17 protein-coding genes are annotated in these 17,002 nt (G+C 39.8%); 1 reads left to right on the top strand and 16 read right to left on the bottom strand.

Annotated features, from left to right (window positions below):
- Positions 1-3 precede the first annotated feature (3 nt).
- From CHL74_RS15830 to CHL74_RS10180, 13 genes are all read right to left on the bottom strand, one after another.
- Complete coding sequence (locus CHL74_RS15830) at positions 4-1,032, bottom strand: lipopolysaccharide biosynthesis protein (protein WP_176452228.1); 1,029 nt, start codon at positions 1,030-1,032, stop codon at positions 4-6.
- Positions 1,016-2,209 (bottom strand): hypothetical protein, encoded by a 1,194-nt coding sequence (locus tag CHL74_RS10240; RefSeq protein ID WP_094881055.1) that lies wholly within the window; start codon positions 2,207-2,209, stop codon positions 1,016-1,018. Before CHL74_RS10240 ends, CHL74_RS15830 begins: the two co-directional genes overlap by 17 nt.
- Positions 2,202-3,107, bottom strand: a complete 906-nt coding sequence (locus tag CHL74_RS10235; protein ID WP_094881054.1) for a capsular polysaccharide synthesis protein — start codon at positions 3,105-3,107, stop codon at positions 2,202-2,204. Before CHL74_RS10235 ends, CHL74_RS10240 begins: the two co-directional genes overlap by 8 nt.
- Before the next feature lie 4 nt (positions 3,108-3,111).
- Entirely contained in the window at positions 3,112-3,684 is a 573-nt protein-coding gene (locus CHL74_RS10230; RefSeq protein ID WP_094881053.1) for an acyltransferase, read from the bottom strand.
- A 151-nt stretch (positions 3,685-3,835) separates the two neighbouring features.
- The gene (locus tag CHL74_RS10225; protein WP_094881052.1) at positions 3,836-4,123 is read right to left on the bottom strand and encodes a hypothetical protein; all 288 of its coding nucleotides are present in this window, start codon (positions 4,121-4,123) and stop codon (positions 3,836-3,838) included.
- On the bottom strand, positions 4,104-6,140 hold the full coding sequence (locus tag CHL74_RS10220; RefSeq protein WP_141241298.1) for a phosphotransferase: 2,037 nt from the start codon (positions 6,138-6,140) through the stop codon (positions 4,104-4,106). Before CHL74_RS10220 ends, CHL74_RS10225 begins: the two co-directional genes overlap by 20 nt.
- A 14-nt stretch (positions 6,141-6,154) precedes the next feature.
- Entirely contained in the window at positions 6,155-7,066 is a 912-nt protein-coding gene (locus tag CHL74_RS10215; RefSeq protein ID WP_094881050.1) for a hypothetical protein, read from the bottom strand.
- A 13-nt stretch (positions 7,067-7,079) separates the two neighbouring features.
- Positions 7,080-7,568: a hypothetical protein gene (locus CHL74_RS10210; RefSeq protein WP_094881049.1), complete on the bottom strand. Its 489-nt coding sequence runs from the start codon at positions 7,566-7,568 to the stop codon at positions 7,080-7,082.
- Between the two features lie 120 nt (positions 7,569-7,688).
- The gene (locus CHL74_RS10200) at positions 7,689-8,474 is read right to left on the bottom strand and encodes a site-specific integrase (RefSeq protein ID WP_094881048.1); all 786 of its coding nucleotides are present in this window, start codon (positions 8,472-8,474) and stop codon (positions 7,689-7,691) included.
- Positions 8,475-8,492: 18 nt separating this feature from the next.
- Entirely contained in the window at positions 8,493-9,551 is a 1,059-nt protein-coding gene (locus CHL74_RS10195; RefSeq protein ID WP_094881047.1) for a hypothetical protein, read from the bottom strand.
- 407 nt (positions 9,552-9,958) lie between these two features.
- Positions 9,959-11,179 carry a site-specific integrase gene (locus CHL74_RS10190; protein WP_094881046.1) on the bottom strand — a complete coding sequence of 407 codons (1,221 nt, stop codon included), beginning with the start codon at positions 11,177-11,179 and terminating at the stop codon, positions 9,959-9,961.
- A 133-nt stretch (positions 11,180-11,312) separates the two neighbouring features.
- Positions 11,313-11,855, bottom strand: coding sequence for a glycoside hydrolase family protein (locus CHL74_RS10185; protein WP_094881045.1), 543 nt, complete (start codon positions 11,853-11,855; stop codon positions 11,313-11,315).
- Between the two features lie 31 nt (positions 11,856-11,886).
- Complete coding sequence (locus CHL74_RS10180) at positions 11,887-14,070, bottom strand: type IV secretory system conjugative DNA transfer family protein (protein ID WP_094881044.1); 2,184 nt, start codon at positions 14,068-14,070, stop codon at positions 11,887-11,889.
- A gap of 127 nt (positions 14,071-14,197) precedes the next feature.
- Here CHL74_RS10180 and CHL74_RS10175 point away from each other — a divergent pair, with 127 nt between their 5' ends.
- Positions 14,198-14,506, top strand: coding sequence for a helix-turn-helix domain-containing protein (locus tag CHL74_RS10175; RefSeq protein ID WP_254923272.1), 309 nt, complete (start codon positions 14,198-14,200; stop codon positions 14,504-14,506).
- A gap of 2 nt (positions 14,507-14,508) precedes the next feature.
- Here CHL74_RS10175 and traN read toward each other — a convergent pair whose 3' ends face one another.
- From traN to CHL74_RS10160, 3 genes are read right to left on the bottom strand one after another with little or no spacing between them, the layout of a single operon-like run.
- The gene (gene traN / locus CHL74_RS10170) at positions 14,509-15,375 is read right to left on the bottom strand and encodes a conjugative transposon protein TraN (protein ID WP_094881042.1); all 867 of its coding nucleotides are present in this window, start codon (positions 15,373-15,375) and stop codon (positions 14,509-14,511) included.
- 34 nt (positions 15,376-15,409) lie between these two features.
- Positions 15,410-16,585 (bottom strand): conjugative transposon protein TraM, encoded by a 1,176-nt coding sequence (gene traM, locus CHL74_RS10165; RefSeq protein ID WP_094881041.1) that lies wholly within the window; start codon positions 16,583-16,585, stop codon positions 15,410-15,412.
- A gap of 2 nt (positions 16,586-16,587) precedes the next feature.
- Positions 16,588-16,974 carry a hypothetical protein gene (locus CHL74_RS10160; protein WP_094881040.1) on the bottom strand — a complete coding sequence of 129 codons (387 nt, stop codon included), beginning with the start codon at positions 16,972-16,974 and terminating at the stop codon, positions 16,588-16,590.
- Positions 16,975-17,002: the final 28 nt, after the last annotated feature.

Raw genomic sequence — 17,002 nt, 5'->3', positions numbered from 1 at the left:
GAATCACTCAACTCCAAGCTTAAGGCATTTAGAGGCCAACTGCGTGGAGTTAGGGACATACCGTTCTTTTTCTATCGTGTATCGTTGATATTTGGGTAGGGATGCCACGGACTTTATCGGATGAGCCGAACAAACAAGAACTAAGCCAAAACTATAATTACCGTATACAGACTTAAAGAATTCCTTATTTTGATTATCTATTGTTTTTACTGCAGAAAGCGTCCAAGCCTGAGAAAATATAGTCTGAAAGACCAATAAAATTGCAGGAATTTTTGTTGCAGCAGAAAAAACTCCATTAACAGCTGTACCACAAAACCATATTATTATATAACGTGATGATAGATTGTTGACCCAACCACTCAAATTGGAAAAAATCAAAGGAGCACTATATTTTACCATATCACATCGCAACTGCTTATTAATATAGGTTAGACTGATATATTTCCAAGCCTTAATACTCACAAACAAATACATTGCAGATGTAACCATAGAAATTATTGATGCATAAAAGAAACCATATAGTCCTAAATGCATAAAAAGCAGTAAATAGATATTCAGAGATATATTAGTTACAGAATTAATAATACCCGCAACAGCAGTTTCTTTTACCTTATCTATACCTCTTGTAAATTGCATCATCATATCTGAAAAAATGATTGATGCATAATAAAAAACAAATATCACAGGATATTCATTTAATATTTCAATTATACCGAAATTATAATTTACTATAATGAGAATTGCACAAAAGACAATTGCCAGCAATTCTATCCTAAGTCCTATAGAAAACACCTCTTTAGCACTATTGGATTTATCTAATGAAAATCTAAGAATTGAATCAACAATATCAACAGACAAAAGAGGAACAAGCAATAAGGCTGTTACGACATAAAAATCATAAGTTCCATATTCCTCTGTTGTTAGTACGTTAGTGTACAAAGGAACTAAAAGGAATGTAAGAATCTTGCTTGTAAAATTACTAATAGTAAGAAGCCCGATATTCTTAAATAAGTATTTATAATCTGTATTCATCACTTTTTTCTTTATAAGGGTTCATCAACATTGCCAATCCTATAAATCCTAACATTCCTGCAGAACTTGAAAGAATAGCAGAACCTACCGCATGAATCATATATTGACAATAGCCGGCATACAAAAAGGCTTTTTGGTAGTTATTCAATCCAGTTTGCCTTTTAATGGATTTAAATATATTCACAAAAATTCCAATATAGAGGAGTGCTCCAATCCATCCAAATTGAGCAAATGGAGTCGGCCAAAAGGTATCTGATAAAAAAGAAGAATCATCAGGATTCATACCAAAAAGGCCATCAAACCCATATTCGTAATACAATGGAGAATAATCACGAGCTGCCTGATCGGAACCAAAAGTAGCAAAGCCTGAACCAAATGGGAAAAATCTATTTGCTGTTATTCCAGAATATTGTATGAATAAATATCTTGGCGCATTTTCGTTTGTTAGATATGTCTCAATTTGGAAAGAACCAAGCAATACAACTATAATACCTAAAAATATTAAAGTCCTCGTTTTCAATTGTGCATGTCTATTAAAATAATATGCCAATATTAGAAAAATTACTCCAAACAATAAAGGTCCACTTTTTGTTGCCAACATCAAACTAATAGCTATTATAACATAATAAAGCTTTTGATGTTTTAGATTCTTGTACGAGGTAAGGAAAACTATAAGAACCAGGCTAAAAGCTAAATATTGAAAGGACATTGGAAATATATAAGAGAAACCCTCCAAGCCATAACGAGAAGATTCTGTCATTCCAATATTAACAAACTGTGAAATTACACCGCAAACTAAAGCAATGATAAAATAATATTTAGCAAACTTCCAATACCTGAAAGTTAACGTACTAACTGTTTTTTCATTTATATAATATTTTGCAGCATAAAATGCCCATAGAATTTTTGTTTCTGATATCGCATCAATTAAGATTGAAAAAGTTGTTCGCGATATACCAGAATACATATTGGACATAAATCCTATCATAGTGCAAATACACAGTATATATATAGCATGTCTATCATGTTTTATTAATAAATTTTGGCTTAATAAATATAGGACATATATTATAGAGAATATACAAAGTACTTCATCGACGTAGGAACGACCACCCAATAATTCAAAAAGCGCAAGAAGAAAAACTATTATAGTTACACTTTGAGCATGATTAATCATATTTTTTATTTATTTTTAAAACTTTTTCAATTAAACCATCAACACATTCTGCTTTATATGTCAGCTTATGTATCGTTGTTATTTTTAGAATATCTCTAATTCTATCATCAGTTAGCTTTTGATTTTGACATTCACGAATCAACAAATGTTGATCTATATGGTTGATATACGGTACTTGACTCCAAATTTCAGGATATCTATCAGTAACCATTCGAAAGAAAATATGAAAAATAAAATAATTTTTTGTATAATCAGTATTTTTCCAATAATTATAAAGCAAATGCTGAGTTTCTAACAATAATTTATTTTGAGTTTGAGATGTATAAAGAAACCAGTTTCCCATGTTTATCATTTCATTGTCCATCCAACCATTTCTAAAAGCAAAGAAACTATTTCTATATATATAATCTGGCAATGGACCAGTTAACAACGTTGTTGCATCTAGCCACAATCCACCATGATTAATCAATAAGTCAATCCTCAACAAATCAGACATTAATGCATTGGGTATTATACCTTTTTTCCATTTCTCCTCTATAAAACTTGGAAAGGTTACATATTGACGGTAATTGTCTAATGTAATTACATGAATATTCCAATCAACTAACCAATGCTGGATTGAATTAAAACACAATTTAATTACGTCGGGTGCATTATCAATCCCCTGCCACCAACATATCCATACATGTTTATCTTTCACCGGCTTGGGTGCTGGCAAATTATTTATACCAATATATTTCTCATATTTCTTACGCAACTGGTCATATCCTTTATACATAGTTATAAGACCAGCTGTATATTTATTTGCAAATCCAAACTTAATAAGACAAAAACCAAATATATCAGTCAGTACAGTATGATTTGCTATACTTTTCTTTAGTAATCTTTTTATTTCCATACTTTTATTTTTTTATATCTATATCAAATTTAACAGGATGATAAGCCAAAAGATCTTTTACAGCTATTTTATTTTGTCCACCTAACTTATTTATGGAAAGACTAAAAATCTTGGCTTTCTCTCTTGATTCTTCAAAACTACCAATTATTTTTGCTGGCACTCCCCCCACAACACTTCCTGCAGGTATATCTTTTGTAACAACGGCTCCTGGCGCTATTATAACATTTGGACCTATTGTCACATTATACATAATAGTAGCTCCTGCACCAACAAAGACATTTGAATGGATTTCAATTTTACCAAACTGACATTTATACATATCAGTTCCATCCATATTATTAAAAACATCACATGTTAATGAATGCGTAACCAAACGCACACCAGCAGCCAGCCAAACATTGTCGTGAATTGCCACTAAAAAAGGCTCGGCTGGCAACAATGTTGTTTTATAAGAAACGTTTTCACCAATATAATGAAATACTTTATGCCTTTTTAACCACATAGCTTTCTTATATCCATTTGGTTGCAATAGAACGTACAACCTAATTATATATCGTTTTATATCTTGTAATCTCATATTTTTATGTTTAATATTTAAACGTTTTTAAACACAGCTCATATACGAATGTAACTAGCATTATTAAGAGCATTCGGAAGTAAAGAAGCAAAGTATTCTTCGCTATTCGTTTGTTGTTATCTGATGTTTGATTTGACATAATTAAATGTTATTACTTGTAGCTATCGTATGCTGTTTTGTATAACATCTCACATTCATTTTTGTATTGTTCCTTACGTGTTATTAAAGATGTGAGCAAATCAAATACATGTTTGTAAATAATTTGGTGCGCCTTATTAGGAAGTTTTGCCTCATCATAGGCATCCATCTGAAAATCATTATCATTCATAGCTTCATTTGCAAGATTCCATAAATCAACATTAGCCATTTTGTCAATTGTCAAGAAAGTACCATCTTTATAGAACTTCCCTAAATTATTCTCAATTTTTAAGTAAATCATATCCTTGTTTCCTATTGTTGTAAGCAGCTTCACCAGCCTCTAAACTATTCATTGTTATTATGTAATTATTGATACTGTCTCCAGATGGAGTTTTCAAAAGTTTACTATCAGGTCTGCCTTCATACACTTTGTAAACGACATAGCCATCTACTACGGACTTCTCCGTATAAAGAATATAGTCTGGCTTAATTGAACCTCCTATTGTACTATTGTGTGTAGATACAATGACTGGCATTGTTTGAGACATTTCTTTGATTAAAGTATTTACTTCCTCTTTCAAAAAGATATTGTCAAACGAAGATTCTGGCTCATCAATAATCAAGATGTCGTGCGTCATTGCATCTTTTACTTTTGATAGGAAATTGAACTCTGTGCGTTCGCCTCCAGATACCTCGGCACCTAATGAATTCAATATTTTATATTCTACTTTCACAAAGTATTTATAGTAATCTGTGCTTTCTATTGCTGTTCCTTTTAATTTTTGGAGAAAAGCATATGGATTGCTATATGAATTGAAAACTTCAACCAAAGATACTTGCATACCTTGTTTCATGTCTGTTGCATTAAAATATGGTCGAGTACTGGTAGAAACAGTAAAGTGGCTAACGCTGCGTTGATTTATAATTCTTTGCTTTTGCAAATTATGAGCTACTTCATTAAACCTTTGCCTTTTCCTATTATTTCTTAAGACAGCATATAAATCAATATCAGGAATTCGAGTTGCGGAGGATTTCATCTGAAGATTTCTCTTTATGTCCACTAATGCAACATTAACATCATCGATTAAAAGATTGTCCAAATATAGTTGTCTATATTTTTCCACTAATCGACAAAACAATATTTTTAAAGCGTTTTTATCCAAGCAGTCTTCTATAATCTTTTCGTAAGTTTTACTCGTAATAAGCCGCTCCGTGGAATCTATCAGATTTTTCAATTCATCCAGTTCAAAAGATTGGAAAGTTGGCGTGTTAAACATCTGCGTTTTTGAGTATACATCATTGAGATGCTGCTCGTTGGCATATTTCACAAGCGATTTCATATACTGTTCCAACATATACATATCGGAATCCATTGTCGGCACTTGACATATGTCTTCAATAATTTCTTTGAAAGGCTTCAAATATTCTGATGCTATCCTTTCTTGCTTTATCTTGTCTTCCTGCTCAAATTGTTCTATAGAGTTGGGATCTTTCGTATTTAATAAAGAGAATTGGCGAATATAAAGAGCCTTTCCACCGAAATGTTTATCTATTCGATTCAAAGTATAGGTCTTGCCTGACGAACGTTTACCTAATATGATGTTTAAACCAGTAGATAAACATAACCCAGAAGAAGACCATTGGAATAAATCATGACCATCTGTTGGTGCCAACCCTACTTTTGCCTTGTCTCTCAGACATAACTTAAGATTATTGACAGTTACATCATTAATATCAATATAAGTTTGTCGATTAGGATAGACTGCGCCATATGGTAAAGTCTCCACACGGAAATCACTAAACAATACTGGCACCAAAGAGTTTCTATTTTTAAGAGCTGTAACAAACTTTTTTACACTACACACTTCACCTGCAAAGATATTAGCTCCAAACTTTACTATTGTATCAGATGGAAGTTTTGGCTCTTTGTCATAATGAGGAATGACAAGGTAATCACTAAAATCTTTGAATATAGTTTCAATTTGTTCAAATGGTATAGTGTCATCCTGTGAATTAACCAATGGAGCTATCTGCTTACATATAGCTTCGAATGCATATAATGCCTGTGGCTCCTTGTCTGAAAGAAAAAGAGCATGACCTCCATCTATGTCTATCTCTATACCAGGAAGTACAAGCGTACTGGGCAAATGAGAACATATTTGCTCATATTGTTTACGGTCAAATACATTATGATTGGTTATTGCAATGACGTCAATTTTCTGAGATTGCACATATTTCACCAAAGAATCCATCTCGAAATTGAAAGGATAATCTTTGACTGTTGAAATAGTATGAATATGTAAATCTACTTTCTTCATAAGCCAATTATATTTTATTGTTCCCAATGTGGATTCGAACCACAACCTTCCCTTTCAGCATAAAGGCTATTTATCCTGAAGGGGGACGAACTACCATTATTCGATTGGAAATATTTCAAAATATCATTGATATATGGTGCAGACAATTTTATTCCATACATAGAAAATATAACATTCTCTATATAGATGACTTGTCTTTCTTTATTGCCTTTAAATCTATTTAATTTGGAAAATAATTTAGAATTACGTTTTACGAAATCGACCCAATTCATCTTATCCTCTAAACATAAGACTAATTTGTCGGCAATGCTCTTTATGTTAGCTGTACATAGGATGAAATCATCGAAGTTCAAATTCTTCATATCATTAGGGGCATCCAAATTTGGATAACGTAAATGCACGTCATCTACCTTAATAGCGTGAAATATTGCTTCTATTTCTGTTGTTTTTTTTAAGCTATCATGTGCTAAAGAATTACGACATAAACGATAATAATCAAAAAGTTTGTATGAGAAACTGTCCGTTTGCACAGCGAAAAAGTTTTCTTTCAAAAAATCCAAAATGGATTGAAATCTTGTTTTATTTTGTGGCAATGGTACATCTTTGTCAAATAGAAGTTTGAAATCTTTTCGAAAATCATCAAGGAATCTATCAAAGGCTGAATATGGTAAAATCAGATAATATTTGTACTTGAAGCATTCATAATTTTCCAAAGTTAAATTATTCAAACATATATCTTCACTTTTTGCTTCCTTGGACAAAAACTCAGAGAAAGACAACTCATGTTGTGAATTATATAGAGTTTTAAACTTGCGTGTAGTCAATTCCATATACTCCACCAATGCATCATACTCTCCTAATGCTTTCCAAAGCCTTTTTCGGCATGGGAGATAAAATGTCGAATTTCTAGCAGGACGATTTCCCATTTTTAATATAATGTTATTCTCCCATTATTCGCTTCATTGCTGCTATCATTCGAAGCTGTTTAGCAGCCGGTCCTTTTTGACCTTTCTCTGCCAAGTCAAGATAGAATTTGTAATTGCTTGACAAAGCCTCACGCAGTTCATCGGGCATGAGCATGTGCCATTCTTGCTTTTCTTCGTCGCAATAGGTGGCAACCAAGTATAGTTTCTGGAGCTTGTACTGCGTCTTGCGCATCTTTCGTACGACATAGGTATTAGCACCGCCTTTGACAAACTCATCAATAATTTGCAACTCTTGCTTGTTGAGGTTACTCAATATCTCAATAGGACTATCGAGCAGTTCCTGCGCTACTCGGCGTGCCGTCTCGTCCTTCTTCAAGTTCGGACTAACATACAGGTCGACTTTGTCGCACACCTTTAGCATATTTACTTTGGTGACACCTCCTACGAGTTGCACCAAGCGTATGCTGGAATCAAAAGTCTTTGTATCTGGTAAAACTATCATGTCTTATCTGTTATTCATGTCCATACAAATCCACATTGATATCGAATGGAGAATCAAAGTCCTTCAACATCGCATGCTTCGTATCTTTCACCGAAAGGTTGACATCAATACCAATTTTGTCTATATTACCTCACTCACACTTACCTCATCCATAATCTTGCGCCACAAATCCTTTGTCATGGCGATGGTTGGGGACACGCTGAATTTATATTGCTTGCCAATAGAACGCAAGTTGTATACCGCATTATGGCGACTTCGTTTTATTTGTTCTGTTTCATCAGCATTTCCTTCCTTGGTGATGATTGGGAACATATACTCTGTGTCGGAGGTATATTTGTCAGCTATTTGCTGCATTGCCTTGTCCCATTTGATCGTGACAGCAGGATTATTGTCTGATGTATGGGAAATGTAAGTGAGCATTCCGTCTTTAACGTTGGATTTCTTCAGATATGCCATGTCTACATAGTTCATCCCTCTTGCATAAAGCGAGAACAGGAACATGTCGCGTGCGAAATCCTGTGACTTATTAAGATTGAGAGTTTGCAAATAGCGCAACTCAGCTATCGAGGGAAACTGTTGGACGGCAGGTTTTGGCGATGGTGTCTTGTTTACCAGGCGAAAAATGTCTTGCTCTTGTATGTTTCCTCTTTTTACAGCTTGCTTATAGAATACACACAATTGTGACAGGTAATAAGCGGTTGTAGATGCCGACAGTCCCTGTGCTTTCAGCCATGTCTCGTAGTCTTTGACAAACAATTCGTCCCATTTGTCCATAGGTGTGGGCTTGTTGGCCATAAACATCAATAGGCGATTGGCTGAATACTTGCGTGTCTCTGCGGTATGCTTTCTACCTTCTTTCGTAAGCTCGTCGATGATTTTTTGTGCAAAAGTTGCGAAATCGGTCATGGTATGATATATGAATCTTTAGAACAGATAATCATATTGCGACAAGATTCTTTGATAATCATTCTCATATCTGGTCTTGTCATTAGGACTGATATGAGGACTTTTGATAATCTGTTCCATTTCTTGGAGAACCTTACCTCCTTCACGCATGATGGGGTCGAGGTGTTCCTTAAACTGTTCTATGAATGGTGAATAATAGTAGCCAATCTCCTCAATGATGAAGGAATAGATGTTCCATGTGTCATTGAAGGTAATGCGATTGTGAGCCACCTCATCCAAGGCGTACTTTCTCAGATAGTCGATGTTTTCTGCCTGCAATACTACTTCCTTGTCGTCTTTCACAGGATGGAAATAGCGGTCTATCAGCACTTGCCGCTCCTGCAGGTTGCGCTGATAGAAGATATTCTCATGGGTGATTGAGGTTTTGCTTTGTTCCACTTCCTCAAAGTGCTCGGCATGAACACCGCTGATTGCTACACTCATTCCACCGATGTCCATCACCAGACGGCGATCTCGGTCAATACGGATGATGTAACCTTCCAATCCTGCCATCTCACCCGTGGTGATACGGAGGAGAATGCGGTTGCGAGCATAATAATGATAGGGATGTAGCAGGAAACGGATGCGCTCAGGTGAAGTCTCCGCGACACGCATGAAGGGTTGCATCTGCGTATCGGGTATCTCTGCCACCTTACCTGTGCTACAATTTTTGCATAGGCGGGCGTGTGGGAACTTCTGGTCGAGATAGGCTTGTATCTCTTCGGGATAACCTTGGAAGAAGACCAGACCGCTGACGGTCGGCACTTCCTGGTGCTGCACTTTTTGTTTGCCAAGTTTCTTGAAATAACGAACTGTCTTATGCACAAAATAGGTTCTGCCGTCCTTCTCTAACAGCTCTTCCAACTTCTTCACTTTACTGTTATGAACGAAGATGTAAGACCATGTTGTTCCGTCCGATTGACGACACTTCTTTATCGCAGAACCAGTCTTTGCGTCTGGCTCTGTAACGTGGTTGCCCTTTGGAGAAACAATCTTCTCGTCGGCTGTAGAAAAAGAACTCGTACCATCCGGTTTCATAAATCCTGCTCTACTTTATGTCCTCAGCTGCAACCATACATGATGGTTGTGGAAGCCTAGTCAATTTGTTATTGTTGCGCATAATCTTAATCGTATTATGAGTGCTTGGCATGCAGCCTCTGCACATGTATCTTTATCTTACATTTGTTGCACACTCTTATGGTAAGAGAGCAAAAACAGCCGAAATGACCACAAATCGGCTGTTTGGAGAGTTCTTTCGAGGCGGATTTGCTAAACATTTGTGTTAAATTTGGGGAGCAGCATACAGAAAATGATAAAATTTGACACGTAATCCAACATTTTTTCGTACTTTTGCATTAAGTTGTATCTCTTACCATAAGAAAGGGCGAAGTTTGCTAAACATTTTATCCCATCATTCTGGGGGTGTGGTAAACATAACTATTTATTTACAACTCTTTCAAGATCTTTTGTATAATCCGCTCGTTGGCTTCATTGATGGTTGCTACGTCTATTGACTGCAAGTAAATCTGTGTGGTCTTGTATGAGTTGTGTCCCATGCCCTCGCTGATGGTGGCTATCGGTATGTTCATGTGCAAGGCTACGCTTGCCCATGTGTGGCGTGCCACGTAGGTGGTCAGCGGTATCTTCAAGCCTATCATCTCACCGATTTTCTTCAGGTTGTAGTTCGTGTTGTGCTCCACCTTGCGGTATGCGGTGTACGGAGAGGATTCCTTTCCTGTCAGGATAGGCAGCAGATAAGGAGTGTCCTTGGTTTGCTCGGCATATTTGTCGATGATGACTTGCATCGGTTTCACCCACTCGATATTGAGATTTTGGTGGGTCTTGCGACGGTTGTAGTTCACCAAGCCACATTTCAAGTCTGTCTTCTTTAGGAACGCCATATCCACAAATGCCATGCCCCGGAGATAGAAGCTGAGAAGGAACAGGTCTCGTGCCTTGTCAAGGGAGGAACCTCTTGGCAAGTCCAATTTTTCTATTTTACGAATATCCTTTACAGTAATTGCACGCTTGGCAGTTCGCACGTTAGCGGTCTGCACGTGAGAAAAGAGGTCGTTGGGTGGAGCTTGCCCTGCTTCCACCGCCTTGTTATAGAGAGTGCGGAGGGTTCGCAGATAGAACGCAACGGTGTTTTGTCCGATACCTCTGTTGAACAGCCATGCTTGGTACATTTCCATCATCTCGCTGGTCATCTGAGAGAAGGTCAGGTCTTCATTGTCACGAAACTCCATAAATCGGTTAGCTGCATTAGCATAGTTGTTCTTGGTACCGATGCACTGCATCTGCTCCTTCTTGGCTATCTGTTGGCGGAAGAAAGCAAAAACGCTCTGGCTCGGTGGTAGCTGCTGTATCTCCTTGGCTATGTCGTCAATGGTATAAGGGATGCCCTCTGCATCCTTATCACGGATGATACGCAGCATCTGCTTCATCTCCCAATCTATCTTTGACTGGATGAGCTGTAGATGTGCCTGTCTATTGTTGCGGGTAGAAACAATGATAGCCGACTTCTTGTCGTTCCACTCTTCTGGAAAGACATAATAGTCGGTACTGATCCAGCGCAAGTTGCGCTGGTGGATGAGGTGATAATACAATGTGCCTTCCTTTCCTGGCACCGAGGATGCTCTAAATTTTACTTTTACTGTTGCCATAAAACTTACTTTTTTATTTGTGAATAATGTTGCTTTTTGGTTATTTACACCTTATTATATATGTAAGCAACGGTATGGCAAGAATGTAGTTGTATATCAATAGCTATTTGGAGTCACTTCGTCGTTGTTGCCTCTATGGCTTGTATAGCAATAGCAGCTCTGTCTGTCTCCTCCTATGGATAGAGGCTATCTTGCGCCTTTGGTATCTGCAAAAATCAAGATACTCCCTACGTATGTTTCTTTCGCCTTGCTCTATTTTCTGCAGGAGTCGGCTTTTGGGGAACTTTCCATTCCCTAATATCTTATAGGGACCGACATTATAGGCAAGTACGGCAAGGAGCAAGGTGTCTCTTCCGTACTTTCTGAATAGGGTGCAGAGTTTTCTCAGGTCAGAACGCAATAGCGAGTCTGCCTGTTGAAAGGTGAGGTTCGTCCTGAACTTCTCATGCGGCAATATCCGGTGTCCCCACCCGATATAGGGATAGTTGCGTTTGATGTCGTGCCACCCTTCATAATACTTGATGCACCGCACGGCTCGTTCAAAGGGTGGTAAAGCGAAGATGCCCAAGTCTCTTTGGCTTGGGCTATCTGTTGTGGGTCTCTTGTTCTGTGCCATGATATTCTGGCACAGCAGCAAGAGTGCTAGAATGATGTATGTCCGTATCTTTCCTGTCATGAATCTCGTTTTGTTTTACTTTGATGTATCGTCACTTGGCATTCTTCTTGTTGAATATCTCTGCTATCATGGCTTTCACGTCCTCACCAACTTGCACGAAGTTCTTGTAGAGGATGCGCTCACGCTCATCACGGCTCTTGAAGGTGTAGAACTTGGGCAGTGGCATATACTCGCTTTCCTCTTTCTTGATGTCTGCCATATCGAAGTCGGCCTTGCAATAGAACTTGCTGGTCTTGAACTCGTCGCTCTCCTGTATGATCATACTGCCATTCATGCCTGTCTTGGTTGCCACAAAGTCTCTTGCGGTCTGTCCGCAGATCCATCCTGTTGGCATATCCGAGATTTTACTGGCTGGCACCAGGCTGTCCATATTCTCATTCAGGTTGATGCTCGTCTTGTCTCTATCGATGGTCACGCCTTTCTTCAGTTGCACCACCTTACCAAAAATGTCGGAGGAAAGCCATTCGAGTGTTTCCTTACTTCGTGCCGAACCGCTCACTACATTACCTACTGTAGTGATAATCTTCTGCATACCCACCTTTCCATAGTCTGCTTCCAACTGTGGCAACTCTTGAAATCCCAAGGCTACGCTCACCTTGTTGCTTCGGGCTGTACCTATCAGTCGGTCTATCTTATGGAAGTAGAGTGTTGGTAACTCATCTACGATGATGCTCACAGGGATATTCTTGCCTTGCCCTGTGTTCACTCGTGTCACCAGTCTGTTGAGGATGAGGGCGTTCAATGCTCCGATGATGCTCTCCATCTCTGGATCATTGGCTATCAGAAGATAGCTTGGATTCTTCGGGTCACTGACTTTCAGGTCAAAGTCATCGCCATCCTTATGGAAGATCCAATAGCTTTCCTTGGTGGCAAGGCGTGAGGTATAGACACGCAGGGTGCCAATCATACCCTCCAACTGTTCCATCGCCTTGTTCTTCAAGGCGGTTTGGAATGGACCGAGCAATGGAGCTACCTCGTTGTCTGTCTCCAATACATTGAAGATGGTCTGGTAACTCTCGTTCAGAAAACTGAGGATATGAGGCATATCGCTGTACTTGCCCAACCAATAGGCTGGCTCCACTTCTTCTCCTACATGGTTAAACACCTTACCGGTCGGCTTCATCTGCATGGTCTTCGGGTCAAGTACTTTCTCTGCTATCAGCATCTTGCCGTCCTTGTCGTATGGCTCCTTGCCATAGTTGATGAAGAAGTAGATACAGGCGGCGAGGAAGTTGACGGCTGAGGTTTGGAAGAACTGGTCGCTACCGCCACCGCCTTCTTTCTTGCCTTTTTGCAGGGATTCAAGCAGTGTCTCTGCGGTCTCACTTGCTGCAGCCAAGTTATTGATGTACTTCTGCTGTATCGGGTTCACTCGCTTGGAGTATTCCACATCCACAAAGTTGATGATGTTGAACTTGCAACCCTCAGGCAGTTTGCCCAACTGTTGGTTCTTCTTATAGTGGTAGTACAGTTTGGTTGCCAAGGTAGGGAACTTATAGTCGTAAACGACCATGGCAAAGCCTTTTGCACTGTGCTGACGGATAAACGGCTCGATAATAGAAAAAGTCTTACCGCTACCTGGTGTACCCACTACCCATGTGCCTCTGAATGGGTTCACGATGTTTACCCATCCCTTGCGGAACTTACCCTTATAGTAGTAGCGCATGGGGATATTCACGCTATACTTGTTATATTCCTCCTTCTGGCACTGCTCAAAACTCTCGTTCTCAAAATTGAAACGGTCTTTCATCAGTCCTTCCTTCAGGAACTTCGAGATGTTGTCCAAGGCGATATGCACCAGCACCGTTCCGATGATGGTTGTCACCATATAGAGAATGGTGTTCAATCTCAGGGCATAGAGACGAGTGTCCATCGCATAGCTGAAGAGCCACACGGACACTACCAGTAGTCCCACGCCACTCACCAAGGGGTACAGCACCTGCTTTCTGGCATCAAATTCCAAGTGTTTCTTGTTTCTCGTGCCTACACAGGTGATGCACACCAACAGGAACGTCACCACCTTGCTATACACCAGATTGCCGTCATGGTAGATAAACCACTGTTTGATGCGGTCGTGCAGGTCGCACACCACACCGCCAAAGCCGTCTATCGTCCTTGGGTCTATGGCATACTCAAAGAACTCCATCAACACGGATATGTAGATGACCGCCCTGAATATCTTGTAAAATCCTTGTAACTCCTTGCTTTCTTCCATAAATATTCTTAAATAATCAACCTATAAGTTGTATTTCTCAATTATTTGTTGTATCTTAGCTTTATTGAAAAGAACATTGTTTCCTTCATGGACTTCTTAAATGAAATCATATAGAAAGGAGGTTATTATGAGAACTACAAACGAAATTGTTTCTAAACTGAGAGAACATCAGTCTTCAACTCCATCCAAATGGCATGAGAATGCAGAGTGGCGCATGGCTAACAAGTCATGGCTTCGCTATTCGCAGCACATTGCAATGATGATGCTCGACAAGATGGAGGAATTAGGGATGACCCAAAAGCGATTGTCTGAACTCATGGGCTGCAGCCAGCAATATGTTTCCAAGGTACTCAAAGGACAGGAAAACCTATCCCTCGAAACCTTGGCTAAGATAGAGCGTTGTCTTCAACTGCCTATTCTGAATCACTTAGCGTAGCTCTATTTCAGAAATATGGGATTGAATGAGTCTGCCGACAACACATCACTATAATTCACATTCAATGATATGGTGCGACCGCTGATTTGATTCTCCGTCATTTCTATTGTCAACTTCTTGTCATTCGGGAATGTCATTTTCCGAATGACTATCACATTGCGGTAGCCATAGCGGAAACGCTTGGTCTGTTCCAACGTGAAAACTGGACGCAACTCCACCATTTGCGAGTTGGTGGCCTTGGCGGTCTTCTTATCCGTCAGTTTCAATCTTATTTGGTCTATATCAAATGGTATATGCGTCTTGTTCTCTACCGAGAAGTCCAGGAAGAAATAGTCACCAGACGAATAGATGTTGTTCAGTCGCATCACCATTTTATGAGCTTTGGTTTTCACATTGTTCACATGGGCTTCCGAACTCCAAATCTGACGAGCATAACGAGCCATGTCCGTAGAGGACAATGTGACCGCAGGATTATTATAGGCATTCTTCTCTATCTGTTGTATCTCCTTATCCGTCACTGCCTCTTGCAGTCTGGTGGTATAGAGTAGCGCATACTGGGTGCGATAGCGTTCCGTCACAATAGTTACGATGGCAAGCACCTCACCATCTTCATGCATTCCTTCTTTGGGTTTCAGTCGCACAGTATTGTTGATGGGTTGGTCTCCTGCTATTTTGTCAGTGGATATATCCACAAAGCGGATGGGTTCACTTGCCGTAATGACTGTGGTCACTTGCTCGTTCACAGTCAGTTGCTCCATTTCTTGATAGGTGCAGGGCTGATAGCTCTCCGCACAGGTCTGTTGTGCCATCATCGGTATGGCACTTATCGCACACATCATCAGTGTGCCAAAGGTCTTCTTGATATTCATTTTGGTGTAATGTTTACTTTGTAGTGTTTAATGTTTACTTGCTCTTAGTGTCTTTGCTGTTTATCAAGTACACAAAGGTGCCATATTTTAGTTTTACCTTGTTCTTCTTGATAGCCTTGCCTATGGCACTGCTCGTTTTCTGATAGGCATTCTGCATGGTCTGCATGCCCCATTGCGAAAAACTGCTGCCAGTATTGGTGGTGTTCATATCCACATTCCCGGTTACGGCTCCGCTTGCCACATCCTTGGTGGTCTCACGGAACTGGCTGCTTGGCACATACAAGCCTTCCATGCCGTCTGTGTCATAGAGGGACAGGTTGATTTTCACTATCTCATCATCCACCAGGACGCTCTTTACCGCTCCTTTCACTCGTTGTGAGCCAAAACCACTCATAATGGCATACAAGTATGCGCCTTTCTTCACTATTATCTCACCGATTTCCACATCATCAAGCAGTCGCAAGCGAACACGGCTTCCATCCACGGCTTTCACATTCTCGTCAATGATAGCCTTTATCAGTGTCGGCTCTTTCTCATTCACTGCCAAGGTATTGAAGTAATCCGATGATGTCTTCACCTTTTTCACCACTTCACTTGGCTTATCATTCTCGTCAGTTTCCTTTCGGGCATTTTCATTCACCTTGATTTTACCCTCAATATTGATACCGCGCTTGGCTGTAGCTGTTGTTTCATCGGATGCTGTTGCTGAAGACGATGAGTTCTGTTGCGTAGTTTGCTGTCCCTTCAGTCTTGCTTCGGCAAGTGCCTTGTTCAGTTCCGCCAACGCTTCATTCTCTCTTTGTCGCTCATGGGCTTCTTGTGCTTCTCTCTGTTTTTCCATTTCTGCTTGCCTCTTGGCTTCGGCATCCAACTGTTGCAGTTCTGCATCCGAATACTTGCTTTGGTATTCTTCTTTTTCTTGCTCATTGTCTCGGTCTATATTCTCCACGGCACTATGGTCTTCTATCTTGCCGTAGGCGTTCAACATATTTTCATACTTGCCTCCAATACCGTCACCGCCCTTGATATGGGCTTGTGGCAGATTCGGATTCAGATATTCCGTGGTCTGCATATTGGCATCCTTCTTCTCCGCCACCTTGGTATCAAAGAGGTCGAAGATAAAGTAGGACGCACCGAGCAGTGGGAGATAGACAATCGCAGGTAGCATGTACTTGGGTTGTCTGAAATTGATTCTTTCTGTCAGCTTCATCGTTATTTGTCTTTATGAGGATGGCGTGCATCCTCATTGGTTCTTACTATGTTCTTTGCATTCCCCATATTCTGATGGCGAGCCTTTATCAAGGAGTCCTGCCGCTCCGTGGCGGTGCGTCGCTCTCCCTGATAATGGTAAGCTCTTGCCATGCGATAGATGTTGAAACTGAAGCTCACACCTACAAAACCGAACACGATGACCAGGAACAGTGTCTTGTGCAAGTCAGCAAACCTCTGTACCTTGGCGGCAGCCTTGTCTATCTTGCACATCTTGGCAAACTTCCTTCCGGCTCTCACGTCTCGCTCATAGCGTTCCTTGTATTTGGGGTCGTCCTTGTCGGGCATCTTCTCCCCAATGAGCATCTGCTTAAATCCTTTTGTGTTCATCGTTATTTCTTTTTACTTTTTTGCCTTT

It is taken from the genome of Prevotella sp. 885, assembly GCF_002265625.1.
Lineage (GTDB): Bacteria > Bacteroidota > Bacteroidia > Bacteroidales > Bacteroidaceae > Prevotella.
This window is presented reverse-complemented; position numbering and strand designations above follow the sequence as displayed.